At 50.3% G+C, this 17,872-nt stretch carries 17 protein-coding genes, 1 pseudogene and 1 riboswitch; of the genes and pseudogenes, 13 read left to right on the forward strand and 5 right to left on the reverse strand.

Going from position 1 to position 17,872, the window contains the following annotated elements; all coding sequences use genetic code 11:
* The first annotated feature begins 56 nt into the window (after window positions 1-56).
* From selB to selA, 3 genes and pseudogenes are all read left to right on the forward strand, one after another.
* Window positions 57-1,970, forward strand: a complete 1,914-nt coding sequence (selB, locus tag HU147_RS01090) for a selenocysteine-specific translation elongation factor (RefSeq protein ID WP_224074480.1) — start codon at window positions 57-59, stop codon at window positions 1,968-1,970.
* Between the two features lie 83 nt (window positions 1,971-2,053).
* A pseudogene (locus HU147_RS19565) lies at window positions 2,054-2,236 on the forward strand (Rdx family protein); the annotation flags it as partial.
* Between the two features lie 60 nt (window positions 2,237-2,296).
* Entirely contained in the window at window positions 2,297-3,721 is a 1,425-nt protein-coding gene (selA, locus tag HU147_RS01100) for an L-seryl-tRNA(Sec) selenium transferase (RefSeq protein WP_224074481.1), read from the forward strand.
* 444 nt (window positions 3,722-4,165) lie between these two features.
* Here the strand turns inward: selA and HU147_RS01105 are convergent, their stop codons facing one another.
* Window positions 4,166-4,615, reverse strand: coding sequence for an NUDIX hydrolase (locus tag HU147_RS01105; protein ID WP_224074482.1), 450 nt, complete (start codon window positions 4,613-4,615; stop codon window positions 4,166-4,168).
* A 110-nt stretch (window positions 4,616-4,725) separates the two neighbouring features.
* Window positions 4,726-5,763, reverse strand: a complete 1,038-nt coding sequence (locus tag HU147_RS01110; RefSeq protein ID WP_224074483.1) for a PTS transporter subunit IIC — start codon at window positions 5,761-5,763, stop codon at window positions 4,726-4,728.
* Between the two features lie 214 nt (window positions 5,764-5,977).
* Between HU147_RS01110 and HU147_RS01115 the strand changes: the two genes are divergently transcribed.
* Together HU147_RS01115 and HU147_RS01120 are read left to right on the forward strand one after the other, a co-directional pair.
* A complete protein-coding gene (locus tag HU147_RS01115) occupies window positions 5,978-6,352 on the forward strand; it encodes a hypothetical protein (RefSeq protein ID WP_224074484.1) in 375 nt (124 codons plus the stop codon).
* A gap of 189 nt (window positions 6,353-6,541) precedes the next feature.
* Entirely contained in the window at window positions 6,542-7,198 is a 657-nt protein-coding gene (locus tag HU147_RS01120) for a potassium channel family protein (RefSeq protein ID WP_317985479.1), read from the forward strand.
* Between the two features lie 49 nt (window positions 7,199-7,247).
* On the opposite strand, the gene HU147_RS01125 is transcribed toward HU147_RS01120, so the two are convergent.
* Window positions 7,248-7,643: an SRPBCC family protein gene (locus tag HU147_RS01125; protein WP_224074486.1), complete on the reverse strand. Its 396-nt coding sequence runs from the start codon at window positions 7,641-7,643 to the stop codon at window positions 7,248-7,250.
* Window positions 7,644-7,808: 165 nt separating this feature from the next.
* On the opposite strand from HU147_RS01125, the gene HU147_RS01130 reads away from it, so the two are divergent.
* The 5 genes from HU147_RS01130 (at window position 7,809) to HU147_RS01150 (ending at window position 12,780) form a co-directional block, all read left to right on the forward strand.
* Window positions 7,809-8,966, forward strand: coding sequence for a glycerate kinase (locus tag HU147_RS01130; RefSeq protein ID WP_224074487.1), 1,158 nt, complete (start codon window positions 7,809-7,811; stop codon window positions 8,964-8,966).
* Between the two features lie 187 nt (window positions 8,967-9,153).
* Window positions 9,154-9,813, forward strand: a complete 660-nt coding sequence (locus HU147_RS01135) for a GntR family transcriptional regulator (protein WP_224074488.1) — start codon at window positions 9,154-9,156, stop codon at window positions 9,811-9,813.
* A 29-nt stretch (window positions 9,814-9,842) separates the two neighbouring features.
* Window positions 9,843-11,159, forward strand: a complete 1,317-nt coding sequence (locus HU147_RS01140) for an MmgE/PrpD family protein (protein ID WP_224074489.1) — start codon at window positions 9,843-9,845, stop codon at window positions 11,157-11,159.
* Window positions 11,160-11,231: 72 nt separating this feature from the next.
* On the forward strand, window positions 11,232-12,167 hold the full coding sequence (locus HU147_RS01145) for an AEC family transporter (RefSeq protein ID WP_224074490.1): 936 nt from the start codon (window positions 11,232-11,234) through the stop codon (window positions 12,165-12,167).
* A 52-nt stretch (window positions 12,168-12,219) separates the two neighbouring features.
* Entirely contained in the window at window positions 12,220-12,780 is a 561-nt protein-coding gene (locus HU147_RS01150; RefSeq protein ID WP_224074491.1) for a maltose acetyltransferase domain-containing protein, read from the forward strand.
* A gap of 53 nt (window positions 12,781-12,833) precedes the next feature.
* On the opposite strand, the gene HU147_RS01155 is transcribed toward HU147_RS01150, so the two are convergent.
* The gene (locus HU147_RS01155) at window positions 12,834-13,391 is read right to left on the reverse strand and encodes a GNAT family N-acetyltransferase (protein ID WP_263427529.1); all 558 of its coding nucleotides are present in this window, start codon (window positions 13,389-13,391) and stop codon (window positions 12,834-12,836) included.
* A 291-nt stretch (window positions 13,392-13,682) separates the two neighbouring features.
* A riboswitch (SAM riboswitch) is annotated at window positions 13,683-13,790 on the forward strand.
* A gap of 116 nt (window positions 13,791-13,906) precedes the next feature.
* On the opposite strand from HU147_RS01155, the gene HU147_RS01160 reads away from it, so the two are divergent.
* Window positions 13,907-15,298: an LLM class flavin-dependent oxidoreductase gene (locus HU147_RS01160; protein ID WP_224074492.1), complete on the forward strand. Its 1,392-nt coding sequence runs from the start codon at window positions 13,907-13,909 to the stop codon at window positions 15,296-15,298.
* A 121-nt stretch (window positions 15,299-15,419) separates the two neighbouring features.
* Complete coding sequence (locus HU147_RS01165; RefSeq protein WP_224074493.1) at window positions 15,420-16,925, forward strand: sodium:solute symporter family protein; 1,506 nt, start codon at window positions 15,420-15,422, stop codon at window positions 16,923-16,925.
* A 46-nt stretch (window positions 16,926-16,971) separates the two neighbouring features.
* On the opposite strand, the gene HU147_RS01170 is transcribed toward HU147_RS01165, so the two are convergent.
* On the reverse strand, window positions 16,972-17,331 hold the full coding sequence (locus HU147_RS01170) for a hypothetical protein (protein ID WP_224074494.1): 360 nt from the start codon (window positions 17,329-17,331) through the stop codon (window positions 16,972-16,974).
* Between the two features lie 172 nt (window positions 17,332-17,503).
* On the opposite strand from HU147_RS01170, the gene HU147_RS01175 reads away from it, so the two are divergent.
* Window positions 17,504-17,740, forward strand: coding sequence for a hypothetical protein (locus HU147_RS01175; RefSeq protein ID WP_224074495.1), 237 nt, complete (start codon window positions 17,504-17,506; stop codon window positions 17,738-17,740).
* The last annotated feature ends 132 nt before the right edge of the window (window positions 17,741-17,872 follow it).

The following is a 17,872-nucleotide window of genomic DNA, read 5'->3' on the forward strand; positions in this document are numbered from 1 at the left end:
CTTTGGGCGAGGATTAAAGTAAGGGTATGAGAAATTAAGGAAAGAGTGGAAGCGGAATGGACGAAACTTATTTTACAATCGGCATGGCCGGGCATATTGACCATGGCAAAACAACATTGACGAAAGCGCTGACAAACGTCGATACCGATCGGCTGAAAGAAGAAAAAGAACGCGGCATTTCGATTGAGCCTGGCTACGCGCCGCTTCAGACCGAAGACGGTGCCCATGTCTCGATTGTTGACGTTCCGGGGCATGAACGGTTTATTCGCCAAATGATCGCGGGCGTAGCCGGCATCGATTTGGTGATTCTGGTCGTGGCAGCGGATGAAGGCGTCATGCCGCAGACCGAAGAGCATCTTGAAATCCTTCAGTTTCTTGGCGTTGAACATTGCATCGTCGCCATTTCCAAAATCGACCGGGTCGATGAAGACATGCTGGAGCTGGTGACGGAAGATATTCAGGACCGGCTGGCAGGAACGATTTTTGACGGAGCACCTTATGTCGCAGTCGACAGCTTGTCCGGCAAAGGCCTTGATGAACTGAAAGAAACGATTTTTCGGGAATTGAAAAGAGTAAAATTCCGAGATGCCTACGGTTCATTCCGGCTTCCGATTGACCAGGTGTTTACTGTCCAGGGCCAGGGCACGGTGGTTCGCGGCACGATTTATGAAGGCGTTGTCCAGCAAGGCAGCCAGCTGACGCTGCTTCCGAAAGGCTTGAAAGTGAAAGCGCGGCAGATCCAGGTTCATCACGAGGAACAGCCGCAGGCGCGTGCAGGGCAGCGGACAGCCATCAATTTGGGCGGCATCGACAAAGCAGAGGTCACACGCGGCGATGTGCTTGTCGCATCCGACCATTTTGTCGTAACCGATACGATTGATGTAGCGCTTCAGCCTATCGAGGCGGACTTCACGCCGCTTAAGCAGCGCTCCCCGGTAAAAGTTCATGTCGGCACGTCTGAAGTCATGGGCACCATCGTTTTTTTCGACCGCAACGAATTGGCGCCGGCGCAGGAAGAGGTGCTGTGCCAAATCCGGCTGGATGAGGAAATTGTCGTACGGCGCGGAGACCGGTTTATTCTGCGGCGGCCGACGCCGGTGGAAACGCTCGGCGGCGGCTGGGTGATTCAGCCGAAAGGCGTGAAGTACCGCTTTGGCAGAGAAACCATGGAGATGCTGCAGTCGAGAAAAGAAGGCACGCCGCAAGATTTAGTGGAAGATGCATTAGACAAGCACGTCATCCTTGACCTTCAGCAACTGATCCAGCACACTTCGCTCGATGAGCATGTGCTTTTGGATACCTTAGCATCCGGAATCGAAGAAGGGCGCTTTTTGGAAGTGGCTCCGAAACGATACAGCCTAACGAAAACGCTGGCGAAAATAACGGACGAAATAGCGGCCCGCCTTGCCGATTACCACGAAGAATTTCCGATGAGAGCCGGCCTCGGCAAAGCGGAACTGGTCCAGTCGCTCAGTGCCGCTTACCCGAAACCGTTTATCGAATTCAGTTTAACTGCACTCAGCGGCGGAGGCGATATCAAGAAAACCGGCCAGTTCGTGGCGCTCGCTTCTTTTGAGCCGCATTTGCCGAAAAAGTGGAAGACACGTATGGAAAATATTATCGCTGCACTGGAAAAGGACGGACTGAAAGTGAAAAAGTGGGACGAATATTTTGAAGGCACGCCGCTTCCGAAAAACGACATCCCTGAACTGACGCTTTATTTATTGAATACCCGGCAGGCTTACCGTCTGCTTGACGATACGTTGATCCACCGCACGGCTTTTGACGAAGCAGCCGCTAAACTGCGGAACGAAACGGAAGAGGCGTTCGGCTTGAAAGAAGCCAAGGATGCGCTCGATGTCTCCAGAAAATATTTGATTCCATTTTTGGAATTGCTGGATGGCCTGAATCTGACGGAACGCCGGGAAGAACAGCGCTATTGGACGACTGGAATTAAAAAAGAGCAATAGTTATTATAGAAGAAAACCAAGGAGGAATCGGCATGGGCTACAAAATTTCAGTTCAATTTTGCATGCAGTGAAACTACGCCCCTAAAGCCGCAAGGTTTGCGGAACAGTTATTCAACCACTTTTCTTCAAAGATTGACTCACTGGAATTGATTCCAAGTTCAGGAGGAGCTTTTGAAGTGACGGCCAATGGCGTCAAGGTCCATTCAAAGCTCGAGACGGGAAAGTATCCGGATATCGATAAAGTCATCCGGCTAATAGAAAAATAGAGATTGCGGAAAGGCTGCCTGCGGAAACAGGAAGTTCCGCGAGCAGATGGAGGATTTGAGATGAAACAATATTTGCGCCAGCTTCCGCCGGTACATGAACTGCAAAAAGACAGACGCTTTACGGAATTCCTTAACGAATTTCGGCTAACCACTGAACAGGCGACGAGATTCATCCAGCAGGAACTCCGTGAATTGCGTGAAGAGGTATTGAGCGGCCAATTGGCTTTTGCGCCTTCTGCCGATAACTTCACGAATGTCATTTTCGGAAATGCCTCCCAAAAAGCCCGGAAGTGGAACGATGATCGCTTGATGCGGGTTATTAACGCCACCGGCACGGTCCTGCATACCAACTTGGGGCGTTCACGGCTGAGCGAACGTGCTGTCGCCCACATCACTAAAGCGGCACGCAATTATTCAAATTTGGAATATCATATTGAAGAAGGCAAGCGGGGCTCTCGCCACGACATCATTGAGGATTTGCTCAAGGAAGTGACCGGAGCTGAAGCGGCAATGGTGGTCAACAATAACGCAGCGGCAGTGTTTTTGGTATTGAGCGCTCTCGCAAAAAACAAAGAAGTGCTGGTGTCGCGCGGCCAGCTTGTTGAAATCGGCGGCTCTTTCCGGATTTCTTCCATTATGGAAGAAAGCGGTGCGCATCTGGTGGAAGTGGGGACGACCAATAAAACACATTTGGCCGACTATGAAAATGCCCTTACGGAAGAAACTGCTATGATGATGAAAGTCCACACCAGCAATTTCCTGATCACCGGTTTTACCGAAACTGTGGATACTGCTGTACTTGCCGAGTTGAAGCGTCGCCACGCAGAAGTCTTGTTTTATGAAGACTTGGGAAGCGGTGCGCTTTACGACTTCAAAAAATACGGCATTGGCGATGAACCACTCGTGCAGGAAGTAATCGCTGCAGGTGCCGACCTTGTGTCCTTCAGCGGCGACAAGCTGCTTGGCGGACCGCAGGCCGGCATCATCGCCGGGAAAAAAGAACTGATTGATCGGCTGAAAAAGCATCAGCTGGCACGCGTGCTGCGGGTCGACAAACTGACCTTTGCGGCACTCGAGGAAACCTTAAAAGCCTATGTTATCGGCGAAGCGGCGGCGATGGAATTGCCGACAGTCCGGGACGTCATCCGGACGCCGGAAGACATCCGTCTACAGGCGGAAGCCTTTATTGCGGAGATGGAGACGCAAACGTCTGCCTACCGCCTTTATTTAAAAGAAAGCACCTCCCAGGTCGGCGGCGGTACAATGCCGGGCGTGGAACTGCCGACATTCATGGTAGCCGTTTCGCATATTCACCTGTCGGCCCAGGAATTGGCGGCAAAAATGCGGAATTGCCGGCCCGCTATTATTGCCCGGATCCAGGACGAACGGGTTTGCCTCGACTTCCGCACCATTGAAGAGCCGGAACTGGCGGAGATGGTGAAAGGGTTTGCGGCGATCGAGCAGGAAAGTAAAGTGGGATACTGAAAAAAGCAAGAAGCTTTATGAGCTTCTTGCCTGAGCTTGTAGACAAAAGAATTTTTACGCATGAGAAATGAATGAACAGACAACAGGGCGTCCCGGATCCTCCGTTTCAGCTGGACGCGTTCCGCGGGCTTCCACTTCGGATCCTTAGCGTAGCGGCTACCTAGAGGTGCCGCTTTTCTTTTTAACTAGATGATTGGTTCGATAGGATCACCGTTCACTTTCGAATCAAAGAGAGACGCCCCAACCGGTTTGGCCACGAAGACTCCTGTGGGACAGCGAAAGCTGAAGACCCCGCAGGAACGTTAGTGACGAGGAGGCTGAAGCTGAGCCCACGGAAAGCGAAGTGGCCGGTCCGGTTGGTTTTATGCATTTCGATTCATTTACACTTTGTCTACAGTCTGAAGCAAGAAGCTTTATGAGCTTCTTGCTTTTTTGATGCTTCTTTTAATTCAAGCCGCTTTTCTTCTGCCCTTCCTGCACCGCCCAGCGATGGTGTTCATGGAAAAGGCGTTCAACGGCTTCACTGACCGGAAGCCATTTCAGGTGATGGTCTTCTTCAATCGGCTCCTGCACTTTGCCGCCGATTGCGGCGAGGTAGAAAGAGCCGTCATTTATGACGGGGCCGTTTTGGCTGGATCGGTAGACTTGCTGCGCGTGCCCGATATACGTTCCGACAACCAGCTCATGGCCCGTTTCCTCAAACATTTCCCGTCTCAGGCATTCTTCAGGGGATTCGTTTTCTTCCAGCCCGCCGCCCGGTAGGAAAACCGGTCCGCGCGTCAATTGCACGACGGCGAGCTTGTCTTTCTGCTCATTGAAAATGACCGCGTAAACGCCTTTTCTCACGGGGTATTCCATGCCTTCTGTTTGTTCTCCAAACTTTATTGTCTTCATTAGAATTCTCCTTTATGGCAGACCGAATAGTGGGTGTTAGCCCATTATACGGGAGTTGTATCCCTTTTTAAAAACAAAAAAAGAGGCTGCAAAGAGCCTCTTTTCCACAATCAATCGAAATTCAATTTATAGTCTTCGGATTTTATCATTTTCAGCTTGCGTGAGAAGAGATAGATCAAGCCGATATTCAGCAAAATGGGCAGCACCAGGAATGTACTGAGCATGACCGTTACATTGCGGGGATTCCAGCCGCCCTCGGCCAGGTTCATGTAATTCAGCGGCCCTACAAGACCTGACAAACCGAAGCCTGCGCTGTAAGGCGTGCCTTGGATATTGAGAACGCCGGCAAGCGCACCGAGGACAGCGGCTGTAATCAGCATCGGAATTGCGATTTTCGGCTTCATCAAAAAGTTCTTCATCTGGATTTTCGGTGAACCGAGAACATGGGCAAGTGCGGTTCCAAGCGAATTCGCTTTATAGCTGGTGATGGCGAGGCCGACTCCAGCTGCTACGATTCCGAGATTGGCTGCACCGGCGCCGATGCCCGACAGCATGATGACCGTTGCGACGCCGACAGTGGAAATCGGCAGCAGAATGATGATGCAGAAAATCATGGCGATGATGGCGCCCATCAGCACGGGCTGAAGCATTGTGATCTGTTCGACAATCTGGCCGAGAAAGCCGGTGGACTGTTTCATATACGGCAATAGCAAATATCCAGCCATACCAGGAATCAAGATGCTCAGAGTCGGCATCAATAGAATGGCATAAGCTTTCAATTTATCGCCAAGAAACTGGACAAACAGCACCGTCAACGCGGCCGTAATCCCGATATTCAGCACGATTCCGATGCCGTTCAAAGTCATTACTCCTTCAGCGGTTTTGATGATGACGCCGCTGCCGACCATTGAAGCGATGCCGACGCTGGCAGTTTGAATCGGCGTTAATTTAAATGAAATCCCTACCATGACGCCGATCAAAACCGGCAATAAGCTCATGGTGAATACGGTAATGTCCAATAAATGCTGCAAAGGCGGAAAATGAGGAATCAGCAGCTTTAAAATTTCTCCCAATAATGCGTTCGGTATCAAAGCAACGACCACGCCAATGCTCATGCCGTTCAACAGCTTGCTGATAAATTCTTTCATCGCCAACACTCCTGTATCTTCTAAGTTTTAAAAAATTATATAGAGATAACTATAAAAAATATTCTGACAAAAATCAAGAAAAATTTTCATGAATTAACGCGTTGGTGCGCTAAAGTGCTTTTGTGAATAAGAAGTTGAATTCATTGGTAACTTTTGTTATCTAAAGGCGTTGATAGTATAAGACAGAAATTTCCTGCTGGAGGAGAATAGAAAGATGAAAAAATGGAGAATCTGGCTGCTTGTAGGCAGTTTGCTGTTGAATGTCTATTTGATTGGCAAAGGAGTTTGGGTGGGGCAGTCTACACCCAACGAAGAAGACCGCATCATGCTCGGGGAAATGACGGCGCTTGTCGCAGCGAGTGCGGATTATCAAAAGCTGGCGGAAACGGAACAGGTTTTTGCCGTCAAGCCGGGAGTGGACCGCAACAAAGGCGGTGCCTATCCCTATCATTACGGTGTCGTAGTGGAGACTGAGCAGCAATCCTATATTTTCTCCTGCACCGATTCGGCTTGTGGAAAGATGGAAATTGCCGGCACGATGTATTCGCGCTACTCGGAAGAAAAGCCGATGCTGCCGCTTGAGCAGTAAGGAGGCAGTTGATGAAATTGCATGGTGGTTGCAACTCAGGAGAGATTGGTCGCAATTCACTGCGCATTGGCTGCAGCTCATAGAGACTTCTGCTAATTTCAAGCGATTAAAATGAAATGCTTCAACTCCTGGGTGCGAGAAGCTATACTGTAGCCAAGAGGCAGGATGCGGCAGAAAAGAGGGAATGCAGTGAAAAAACAAGTTGTGGTAATTGGGCTGGGCCGATTCGGCACCAGTGTATGCAAAGAGCTATACCGGCTGGGCCATGAAGTGCTGGCCATTGATACCAATGTTGACCGGGTGGATTATTTGCGGGATTATTCCTCTCATGCTGTTGTGGCCAATGCGACCGACGAAAGCGAATTGAAATCGCTCGGCGTCCGGAATTTTGACCACGCCATCGTGGCAATCGGAGATAATTTGCAGGCAAGTGTTCTGTGTACGTTGATGCTGAAGGAAATTGGCATCGCCAAAATCTGGGTAAAGGCACGGGACCTGCAGCACCAGAAGATTTTAGAGAAAGTGGGCGCGGACAAAGTGATCCAGCCTGAAAACGAAATGGGCATCCGCGTTGCGCAGCATATGCACTCCGATAAAATCATCGATTACATCGATTTGTCCAACGAATACAGCATCATTGAACTGGTGGCATCCGCTAAAGTGGCGGATAAAACGCTGAACCAGTTGAACTTCCGTGAAAAATACAAATGCATCGTACTGGCGATCAAGCGGCAGGAAGAAGTGGACATTGCGCCGCTTCCGAATGACCAGCTGCAACTCGGCGACATTCTGATTGTCATGGGACACCGGAATGACTTAAAACGGTTGGAAGACCGAGGCATCTGAAGCAAAAAAGCCGCTGCTCCTTAAAAAGAGCGGCGGCTTTTTTGTATGCTTAGACATTCGGAAGTTCCCTGCCTTCTGCGAAAGCCTTCAAGTTTTCGAGGCTCAATCCAAAACCGTCCATGTTGACCGTTACCCGGCTGCCGGCATTTTCCGGCCGCACATCAAAAATAAAATGAAGCTCATCTTCATCAGCCGTATAGGAAAAGCGGCTATACGGCACGACTTCCGTAATCGTAAAACTCATGTCGACGTGTTCGCCTTCTTCGAGCTGATTGTGTTCGCTTGGCATCAATGTGAAGAGCGCTTTGCAGCCGACTTCCAGCTCCGGAATCCGCCATACTGATCCCGGCGCATACCAGGCAGAGAAATTGTCTTCAATGGTCAGCGCATGCCAGACAGTTTCAGGATCGGCGTCAATATAAACCGAACGTTCTTCGTTGTCCATTCCATCAGCCTCCTCATTTTCTTTTATCGTATGAAATGAGCAGGGAATAGACAAGCACAGAGGCTGCATAATGAAAAAAACTTGGAGTTGTGGAAGCGATAGACGAATGGCCGCCATATCCCTATAATTTGGGTAAGCAGAAGGAAGCGGTTTGGAGGGAATCGGATGAAAATCATTATTGCACCGGATTCGTTTAAAGGAAGTTTAAGCGCCGTCGAGGCGGCAGCAGCAATCGCCAAAGGAGTCCGCAAAGCTTTTTCGGATGTTGAAACGGTATTGCTTCCGATCGGGGACGGCGGCGAAGGAACGATGGAAACCTTAGTGGCGGCGACCGGCGGAAAAGTAAAGGCGTTAAGCGTAACCGGACCGCTCGGCAATAGAGTTGAAGCGGCGTATGGCGTATTGGGGGACGGAAAAACCTGTGTCATTGAAATGGCAGCCGCTTCCGGCTTGCATCTGGTGCCGGAAGGAGAGCTTGCTCCGCTGAAAACGACGACGTTCGGCACCGGCGAATTGATTCGCCAGGCGCTTGATGACGGCTTTTCCTCATTCATCGTCGGGCTTGGCGGTTCGGCCACAAATGATGGCGGCGCCGGTATGCTGCAAGCCTTGGGTTTGCGGATTTTCGACAACAGCGGCCAGGAAATCGGTCCAGGCGGCGGTGAATTGGAGAAAGCCAGTGGACTGGACTTCACAAATTTTGATGAGCGGATCCGCCAGAGCCGTTTCGTCATTGCTTCGGATGTGGAAAATCCGCTAATCGGGCTAGACGGAGCATCCCATGTTTTCGGCCCCCAAAAAGGCGCTTCGCCGAAAGACGTGGAGTTTTTGGACCGGAGCCTGACGAACTGGGCGGACCGGATTCGGGAGGCAACCGGCATGGAATTGCATAACCGGCCAGGTGCAGGGGCAGCAGGTGGAATCGGCGGTGCATTCCAGGCATTCTTCCCGTCTGAACTGAAACGCGGCATCGATGTGGTCCTGGATTATATCGGGCTCGATGGCCATCTGCAGGATGCCGATCTGGTCATGACAGGTGAAGGAAAAGTGGACCGCCAGACGGCATTCGGAAAAACTGCTCTCGGGGTTGCGCAGCGGGCGGACGGCCGGAATGTGCCAACCATTATTCTCGCTGGCTCCGTTGGAAAAGGCACCGATGTTTTGCACAATTACGGTGTTGTCAGTGTCCACAGCATCATCAACTCACCCATGACGCTCCAGGAAGCGATGCAAAATGCGGCAGAACTGCTGGAAGAAAGCGCCGAACAAATTGTCCGCACGTATTTTCACCGATATACAACAAAAAAAGGCTTTTCGGACTGATTTTCCGAAAAGCCTTTTTCTTTTTTACACGCCCCAGCAATGGATGCATGGCACTGAGACAATTTCGGCACTGTTTATTTGGTATACAATTTATGAAATTCAGATATTATATTGACTAGATATTCCCTACTATCTATACTGAATTAAAAGATGGTATACCATTCAACGAAAGAACAGGAGCCAATCCATGATTCCCATTACTGAAGTAAAGAAAAACTCCGTCTATGATTATTTATACAACGCCATCCGCACAGGCGACATAAAAGCAGGGCAGACGCTGACGGAAAGAGACCTGGCCAATAAAATCGGCGTCAGCCGGACACCGGTCCGGGAAGCGATCCGGAAGCTGGAAGAGCAAGGGCTTGTGACACATGTACCGCATAAAGGCGTGAAAGTTGTTACGTTGACGGTCGAGAAAGTAAAGCAGCTGTATGAAGTGCGGGAGCTTCTTGAAGGGTTGGCGGCGCGGACGCTTTCACAAATCCAGACGCCTGAAATCATTGATGAGTTGACGGACTACGTTGCGCGGGCGGAAAAAGAAGCGGTCGCAAACAATATCAAGGAGTTGTCTGAAATCAATTCAGAATTCCACCTGACGCTGGCGCGGCTGTCCGAGAACTTCTACTTGGAAGCGATCATGACGATGCTGCAGACGCAAATCAGTCTGATGATGGCGACATCGCTGTCGCACGAGGGGCGTCCGCTTGAGAATATCGAAGAACACAAAATGATGATCGGCGCAATCCAATCGGGGGATGGGAATTTTGCGGAAAGCACGGCAAGGTTCCATGTGCGAAAAGCAAAAGAAAATGCGCTTAAAAAAATTGAAGAGGGTGGAAATGGATGATGGAAACCAAAACATTGGTACAAAACATAATGAAGACAAAAATGAGCGACATTCCGGAAGAAGTGAAGCTTCACGGCAAACGAAGTTTGTTCAACTGGATGGGTGTAGCTATCGGCGCATCTCAACATCCATCGGTCGATATGGTGCTTGGCCTGAAAGAAGATATTAATTCAGCAGAACAAGTATCGATTTTCGGCCGTACGGAAAAAGTGGATCTGTTGCTCGGCAGTTTGATCAACGGCATGTCTTCGCATATTTTCGATTACGATGATACGCACCTCGATACCATCCATCATCCAAGCGGTCCGGTTGCGCCGGTTGTTTTGGCGCTCGCTGAGAAATTCAATCTGACTGGCGAGCAGGTGCTGCATGCGTTTATCCTCGGCTGTGAAGCGGAACTGCGCATTGCTAATGCCGTCTATCCAAGCCATTACCATCTGGGCTACCACATCACGAGTTCGACAGGAGTGTTCGGGGCGGCTGTCGCAGCGGGCATCTTGCTTGAACTCGACGAGGAGCAGATGATTTGGGCGCTCGGCATCGCGGGCACGCAGTCGTTTGGCCTTCGTGAAATGTTCGGGACGATGACGAAGCCGTTCCATCCGGGAAAAGCGGCACAGAACGGCCTGATGGCGGCACTGCTCGCCAAAAAGAATTTCACCAGTTCCACCGAAGTATTGGAAGCGAAACGCGGGTTTGCCAATGTGCTGGCGCCTGAACACGACCTGTCAAAAGTGAATGTCAATTGGGGCGGACAGTGGGAGTTGCTGAAGAATGCCTTCAAACCCTACGCTTGCGGCATAGTTCTGCATCCGTCGATTGATGCCTGCATCGCACTTGGCAAGCAAGTGAAGGCGGAAGACGTGGAGCGCATCGAACTGACGGTGAATCCGTATGTCCTGGAGCTGACCGGCAAACCGACGCCGCCGACCGGCCTTGCCGGCAAATTCAGCATTTATCACACAGGTGCTGTCGCGTTCTTGGAAGGCGATGCCAGTGAAGCACAATACGCAGACGACAAAGTCGTGGATCCGGCAGTTGTTGAATTTCGCTCGAAAATTTCGCCGAAAGTCGACGTCAGCATCAAGGAAGAAGAAGTCTACGCCACGGCGTTCCTGAAAGACGGAAGCACAATCGAACATGTCGTGAAACACGCAACCGGTTCAATCGAGAACCCAATGACCGATGAGGACTTGGCGCGGAAATTCAATAATCTGACCCATCCGATCATCGGCGCTGAACAGGCGAACAAACTGCGGACTGCGATGTACACGATTGACGAAAAGAGAGATTTGACCGAATTGATCGGATTGACAAAAGCTCATTTGGAAAAAGCGATCAACTGATGTGAAAGAAAGAGCCTTTGTTTACAGAGGCTCTTTCTTGCGTTTTGTTTGCTGAGAGAAAGGAGGTTCTCAATGGCCATTTTTTTAGATGTCATCATTAACGTCATCGTGCCGATGTTTGTACTGGTACTCAGCGGCGTGCTGCTGCACCGCAAATTCCATTTCAATCTGCAGACGTTCAGCCAACTGCTTATTTATTTACTGCTGCCGATCGTCTGTTTTATCAATATTTACGAAGCAGATATTTCAGGCAGCACGGTGGGGTTGGTGCTGTTTTACCTGGCTTTGTTCAACGGAATTCTGATTCTCGCGTCGGCGCTCATTACGAAGGGCTTTCATTTCGACCGCAAGCTGTCGTCTACGTTTCAGAACAGTTCTGTCCTGAGCAATTCCGCCAATTACGGTCTTCCCGTCAGCAGCCTGGTGTTTGTTCATAATCCCGTCGGCCTGTCGATCCAGATCATTGTGGCCATCGCTCAGAATATCCTGACCTATACATGGGGATTTTATAATTCCGTAGCTGCATCTTCAGACGGCAAAGATGTCTTGAAAAAAATCATTCGGCTGCCCATTTTGCATGCGTTGGTCCTCGGCTTCCTATTCCGGATTTTCGATATCCGATTGCCGCAATTCATCTATGTGCCGATGGAAAATGCGGCCGACGCCTTTATTGCAATTGCGCTCATTACACTTGGCGGACAAGTCGCTTATATCCAGATCAAATCTTTTTCGAAAGTGGTCATTTTCTCGTCGTTGTTCCGGCTCGTGCTGTCCCCGCTTGTCGGCCTCGCCATCATTTTCCTACTGCAGATCGAAGGGACAGTCGCGCAGGCGCTGTTTATTGCCAGTTCATTTCCTTCCAACCGGAGTGCGTCGCTCCTGGCGCTGGAATACAATAATTATCCCGAAGTCGCTTCATCAGTTGTTGTCCTCACTACCTTATTCAGCTGTTTTACCGTGGCGCTCGTCATTTACCTGTCGCAATTGATTTTTCCGGTAGCCATTTAACCTGAAAAATAGGATGATAAGAGCAATAAATGCAGAAAGAGGAGGGCATCAGATGAAAAGCGAGAAAGAGAAGATGCTGAAAGGCGAACTTTACGATGCGGCGGATTCGGAACTGCAGGAAGAACGGCTGCATGCGCGGCGCCTGACCCGGCTATTCAACCAGTCGCTCGAAGCGGACACGGACCGGCGAACCGCCCTGTTGAAAGAACTGTTTGGCTCGACGGGGGAGGTTTTGGTGGTCGAACCGGCATTCCGCTGTGATTACGGCTACAACATCCATGTCGGTGAAAACTTCTACGCCAATTTTGACTGCGTTTTTCTGGACGTCAACGAAATCCGGATCGGTGCAAACTGCCTCATGGGGCCGGGCGTCCACATCTACACGGCAACGCACCCCTTAAATGCCAAAGAACGGATTGCCGGACCGGAAGCCGGGAGGCCTGTTCGAATCGGAGACAATGTCTGGATCGGCGGGCGTGCTGTCATCAATCCGGGCATCACCATCGGCGACAACGCGGTCATCGCTTCCGGTGCGGTCGTCAACAAAGATGTTCCAGCCAATGCTTTCGTCGGCGGCAATCCGATCAGAACCATCAAACAGCTGGAAGAATGAGAAAGCTGACATAAAAAAGCCGGACATCCATTGAGATGTCCGGCTTCTTTCCGTTAATTTTCAGCTTGAATCGCTTCCCATTCCGAGCGCAAAATGCCCATGACAATGACGTCAAAGCGCTTGCCGTCGCGGTATACCATCGAGCGTTTGCGGCCTTCAATTTGAAAGCCTACTTTTTCGTAAGCGCGGATGCCGCCTCCATTGTACTCGATTACTTCAAGACCGACGCGGTCCAGGTTCAGTTCATGGAATGCATAGCGCAGAATCAGTTTCAAGGCATCCGTTCCGAAGCCTTTGCTGCGGTCTTCGGCATTGCCGATGCCGATTGCCAGCAAGCCCGCGCGGTTGTTCCACTCGATGGAATGGATGACGATAAAGCCGATCAAACGGTCCTCCTCAATTGTCCGCAAACGGAAATATACTTCATGGGGATTCGGTGCGCCTTCGCTCGCGAGCTGTTCCTGCGTGCGGGGAAGTGCGAACTCAGTATCGATGTTCCGCAGATAATCGGAATCTTCTCCCCACTTCAGCATCAGTTCTGTATCTTCTTCACGCGGCTGAGAAAGCTTCAGCTTTTCTCCGGTAAACAGGTTTGGAATAATGTTTGTCATGTTTTTCTCCTCAATGTTTGGAATTGGTGAACACCTCATTTATCAAATACGCCTCTGTTTTCCGCAATAACCCCAACCCCTTATTCCTTATTCATTTCATCATAGGATTTATGGAGAAAGAAGACAATAAAAATAAAAAAATTTCAAAAAAGTTGGAAGCGCTTTAAAGGTGATGAGCTAAAGCTTTAGAGAAATCAGAGGTAAATAAATGTTGGATGAATAATCAAATAATTTAAAATGTTTGGTTGACTTATCAATTTCCTAGTACTATGATTGGATTTAAATTTAATAATCTTATCCAGAGAAGCCGAGGGACTGGCCCGTTGACGCTTCAGCAACCTCTGACATTTTGTCAGAAAGGTGCTAATTCCAGCAAGAATTTTTCTTGGGAGATAAGAGAGCGGAATCGTCCATTACACAGCCCTCTTTTCTCGTTTGTTGAGAAAAGAGGGCTTTTTATATTTTGGCAAAACGAAGCCGCACAAATTCCGAAACAAAAAATGAGGAGGAATAATATGACGAAGAAACGGATTTACTTGAATGCATTTGAAATGGTATGTGCAGGTGGGCACCAGTCCCCGGGCTTATGGCGGCATGAAGACGACCGCTCCCATACGTATAAAGACAGCGAGTACTGGATCGAGCTTGCGAAGCTTTTGGAAAAAGGGAAGTTTGATGCCATCTTTCTAGCCGACGTATTGGGTACATACGATGTGTACGATGGTTCACGTGACGCCGCTCTCCGCAACGCGGTCCAGACGCCGGTCAACGATCCTTTGCTCGTCGTGCCGCTGATGTCTTCAGCCACCAAACATTTAAGTTTCGGCGTGACGGCTTCGGTCAGCCATGAACATCCTTATACATTTGCGCGGCGAATGTCGACGCTTGACCATTTGACGAAAGGGCGGGTCGGCTGGAATGTCGTCACGTCCTACCTGAAAAGTGCGGCCCTCAATATCGGCCTCGAAGACCAGATGAGCCACGACCAGCGCTATGACTACGCAGCGGAATACTTGGAAGTCTGCTACAAGCTGTGGGAAGGAAGCTGGGAAGACGGGGCAGTAGTCCGTGATAAAGAATCGCAAGTCTACACCGACCCTTCAAAAGTCCATGACATCCGGCATGAAGGGGAGTATTTCAAAGTGCCGGGCGCGCATTTATCGGAACCTTCGCCGCAGCGCACCCCTGTTTTGTTCCAGGCAGGCGCTTCGCCGCGCGGCCGTGAATTTGCTTCCAAGCACGCGGAATCCGTCTTCACAGCCGGCCCGACCGTCCAAGTAGTGAAAAAAGGAATCGACGCCCTGCGCGAACGGATTACGGCAAACGGCCGGGAACCGGAAGACGTCATCGTCTACACGACGTTCACCGCCATTGTCGGCAAGACGGAAGAAGAAGCGCAGGCCAAATACGAAGAACTGAAGAGCTATGTCAGCTACGAGGGTGCACTTGCACTGCTTGGCGGCTGGACCGGCATCGATTTTTCCGGCTACGACCCTGACGACACTTTGGAATACATCCAGAGCAACGCGATGCAGTCGGCAGTGGAAGTGTTCACACGCGCCGATCCGGACCGCAAATGGACCATCCGGGAACTCGCCACATTTGTCGGCATCGGCGGACGGGGGCCGGTTGCGGTCGGAACTCCAGAACAGATTGCGGATGAAGTCGAAAACTGGGTGGAGCAAACAGGCGCCGATGGCTTGAATCTTGCCTACACACTGGCTCCGGGAAGTTTCGTGGACTTTGTGGAACTGGTGGTTCCCGTACTGCAGGAGCGCGGGCTCGTCCAAAAAGAATACGCAGAAGGAACGTACCGCGAGAAAATCTACGGAAAAGGCGAGAGCAAATTGAAAGAATCGCATCCAGGTGCAGCCTACAAGCAATTGCATGAACCGGTGAAAAACTGAAGGGGGAATGGGATGATGACAGCTTACTGGATCGGCGTCGCGGTTTTCTGGATTGCGGGACTGACTTTGTGGAATAAGATCTATCCGAAACCGAAACCGAAACGGAAAGGGGAGGAAGGCAATGCGTGAAGACACAACATGGCTTTTGCCGTTCATCATTGTGATGCTCGTCGGCTATTTTGCCTGGACCACATGGCTCGGCCGAAAAGGAGCAGTCCACAGCGGTTCGATGAAAGGCTTTGCCCTTGCCAAAGGGAAAATCAGCCCGGCGATTGTCGGCCTGAGCTTTGGCACTTCCTATGCCAGCGCAAATCTATTTCTCGGCGTTCCGGGCTGGGCTTATACATACGGATTGTCGACGCTTTGGTACACGATCGGCTGCTTTGGCGTCACGTGGCTCGGTCTCTTGCTGTTCACCAAAACATTCTGGCGCTACGGCCAGAAAAACGGCGGCAGCCTGACGCTTCCGCAGTGGCTCGGGAACCGCTACAAAAGCAAAACTTTGCAAGTACTCGTGGCGCTGTTGGTGCTGTTCAATATTTACTACATCGTCGGGCAGAACGTCGGTCTGGCGACGATGTTTGAAACGGTCATCGGCATTCCGTATATGTGGGGCATCGCCATCGGTGTCGGCATCACAATCGTCTATGTGAGCCTCGGCGGCGCGTTTGCCCAGATTGTCAGCGACGGTGTACAGGGCTTAGCGATGTCATTGGTCTCGATTCTGCTGTTCGTGTCGCTCCTGTGGACAATCGGCGGCGGCTGGAATGTCTTCGGCACGCTCCACACCCAACTGCGGGCAATCGATCCGGCGCTCGTATCGCCTTTGTCTACCGGCGGCCCGTTCTATAGCGGCTTTGCCATCTTGAGCATCCAGTGGCTGCTGTTCTCGTTTGTGCTGTTGCCGCATTTGATGAACAAAGTGCTGACGGTCGAAAAAGAAGAGGACTTGCGGACGTTCACCTTAACGGCCGGCGTCTCACTGTTTGTTCTATCCGTCTTTTCGGTATTTGCAGGCCTTGCCGCACGCATTATCCTGCCCGGTCTAGCTTCGGCGGACAGCGCCATTCCGGCGTATATCCTGGAAGCTTTCCCTGTGGTCATCGTCGCTTTGATGGTGATGGGCTTGATTTCCGCCATCCTGTCGACGACTGACAGCTTATATCTCGGCATCACCAACAGCATCGGGAATGACTTGTTCAAGGTGCTTGCGGTTCCTGTGTTGTATAAAAACAAAAACCTGACGGCACAGGAACTCGACGGCAAAGTGCTGAAAGCATCGAAAGTCTCCTTGATTTTCATCGGCCTCGTGTCTTTGTATATGTCATTCAGCCGGCCGGAATCCCTGGCGCTGTTGACCAATTTCGGCACATCGGCAATCATCAGCGGCATCGTGGCACCAATCGGCCTTGGCTATTTCTGGAAGCATGCCAATAAATCAGGCGCTATCGCCTCTGTCTTGAGCGGCGCAGGTTGTTATATGTACCTGACGGGCTCCGGTACGGTCGAACACGTTTTCCAAGCCATGTTTTTCAGCTCCGTACTCGGTTTCTTCTCGATGGTTTCCGTAAGTTTACTGGCAGAAGCGGCTAAAAAGCGTGAAAAAACCGCACAGCAGGCAGTCTAAAATAAAAACAAGGAACTCCCTGTTATCGGGAAGTTCCTTATTTTAGTTAAAATGCGTACTGGAATAGCCCGTAATACAAAGGCCCCAGCAGGATGACAGTCGAGACTGCCATGAAAATAGTGCCGGCCGCGCCGGTTGCTGCTTCCGGTTCTTCGGCTTCAAACTGGCTTTTTAATTTAAAAGCGAAAAGGACATCCCAAAGGAGGGCGCCGAAAAAGACGATTTTCCAGACAAGCGGATCAAGGATCTGGTTGTTGGTGACAAATCCGAACAATCCAATCCAGGTCACAACAGAAACGACCAAATCGAATTTGACCGGAAAAGCTGCCTTGCGGCTATGCAATAGAAAACCGATTGTAGTTGTACCGAGTAATGCTGCATAAATAAACCAAAATGTTTGTTCCATAAGTCATTTCCTTCTATTTGAGACTTCTTTCATTATAGAAGAATTGCGTAGCGAAGAAAACCATTTTAGCCATTTCATTTGTGTGACAGGGATTGCAGTAATAAATATAGAAGTAAAATAAAGCGTGACCAATCTTTCAATTCTCCGTTATAATCCAACTAGGGGTGTTGAAATGGCAAACAAAAGCCACGGCCTGAAAAACGGCTGGACATTGATTATCGACAAATCATTTAAACTTTTTTCAAATGCCAATTCCTACGTCATTCTGGACGACGAGAACGACACCGTCATGCACTTTTCCGTAAGCGATTCGGAATTTGAAGTGTTTTCAGCGAACTGGGGACTCCATTACAAAGTGATCCTGGGTTTTAAAACGATTAAAATATTGAATTTGCCTGAAGAGGATTAAACTGTAGAAAAAATGATGAATAGTGAATAAAATCAACCGGTCCGGCCACTTCGCTTTCCGTGGGTTCGGCTTCAGCCTCCTCGTCACTGAAAACCATGTGCTCCTGTTTCTGCATCGCTGCGCTAGCTTCGT

Source organism: Planococcus chinensis (genome assembly GCF_020071995.1).
Lineage (GTDB): Bacteria > Bacillota > Bacilli > Bacillales_A > Planococcaceae > Planococcus > Planococcus chinensis_A.

Excerpts from the sequence above, each read along its gene's own strand:
- selB (WP_224074480.1), top strand. The coding sequence starts at position 57 with ATGGACGAAACTTATTTTACAATCGGCATGGCCGGGCATATTGACCAT.
- selA (WP_224074481.1), top strand. The coding sequence starts at position 2,297 with ATGAAACAATATTTGCGCCAGCTTCCGCCGGTACATGAACTGCAAAAA.
- HU147_RS01105 (WP_224074482.1), bottom strand. The coding sequence starts at position 4,615 with ATGAAGACAATAAAGTTTGGAGAACAAACAGAAGGCATGGAATACCCC.
- HU147_RS01110 (WP_224074483.1), bottom strand. The coding sequence starts at position 5,763 with ATGAAAGAATTTATCAGCAAGCTGTTGAACGGCATGAGCATTGGCGTG.
- HU147_RS01115 (WP_224074484.1), top strand. The coding sequence starts at position 5,978 with ATGAAAAAATGGAGAATCTGGCTGCTTGTAGGCAGTTTGCTGTTGAAT.
- HU147_RS01125 (WP_224074486.1), bottom strand. The coding sequence starts at position 7,643 with ATGGACAACGAAGAACGTTCGGTTTATATTGACGCCGATCCTGAAACT.
- HU147_RS01130 (WP_224074487.1), top strand. The coding sequence starts at position 7,809 with ATGAAAATCATTATTGCACCGGATTCGTTTAAAGGAAGTTTAAGCGCC.
- HU147_RS01135 (WP_224074488.1), top strand. The coding sequence starts at position 9,154 with ATGATTCCCATTACTGAAGTAAAGAAAAACTCCGTCTATGATTATTTA.
- HU147_RS01140 (WP_224074489.1), top strand. The coding sequence starts at position 9,843 with ATGAAGACAAAAATGAGCGACATTCCGGAAGAAGTGAAGCTTCACGGC.
- HU147_RS01145 (WP_224074490.1), top strand. The coding sequence starts at position 11,232 with ATGGCCATTTTTTTAGATGTCATCATTAACGTCATCGTGCCGATGTTT.
- HU147_RS01150 (WP_224074491.1), top strand. The coding sequence starts at position 12,220 with ATGAAAAGCGAGAAAGAGAAGATGCTGAAAGGCGAACTTTACGATGCG.
- HU147_RS01155 (WP_263427529.1), bottom strand. The coding sequence starts at position 13,391 with ATGACAAACATTATTCCAAACCTGTTTACCGGAGAAAAGCTGAAGCTT.
- HU147_RS01160 (WP_224074492.1), top strand. The coding sequence starts at position 13,907 with ATGACGAAGAAACGGATTTACTTGAATGCATTTGAAATGGTATGTGCA.
- HU147_RS01165 (WP_224074493.1), top strand. The coding sequence starts at position 15,420 with ATGCGTGAAGACACAACATGGCTTTTGCCGTTCATCATTGTGATGCTC.
- HU147_RS01170 (WP_224074494.1), bottom strand. The coding sequence starts at position 17,331 with ATGGAACAAACATTTTGGTTTATTTATGCAGCATTACTCGGTACAACT.
- HU147_RS01175 (WP_224074495.1), top strand. The coding sequence starts at position 17,504 with ATGGCAAACAAAAGCCACGGCCTGAAAAACGGCTGGACATTGATTATC.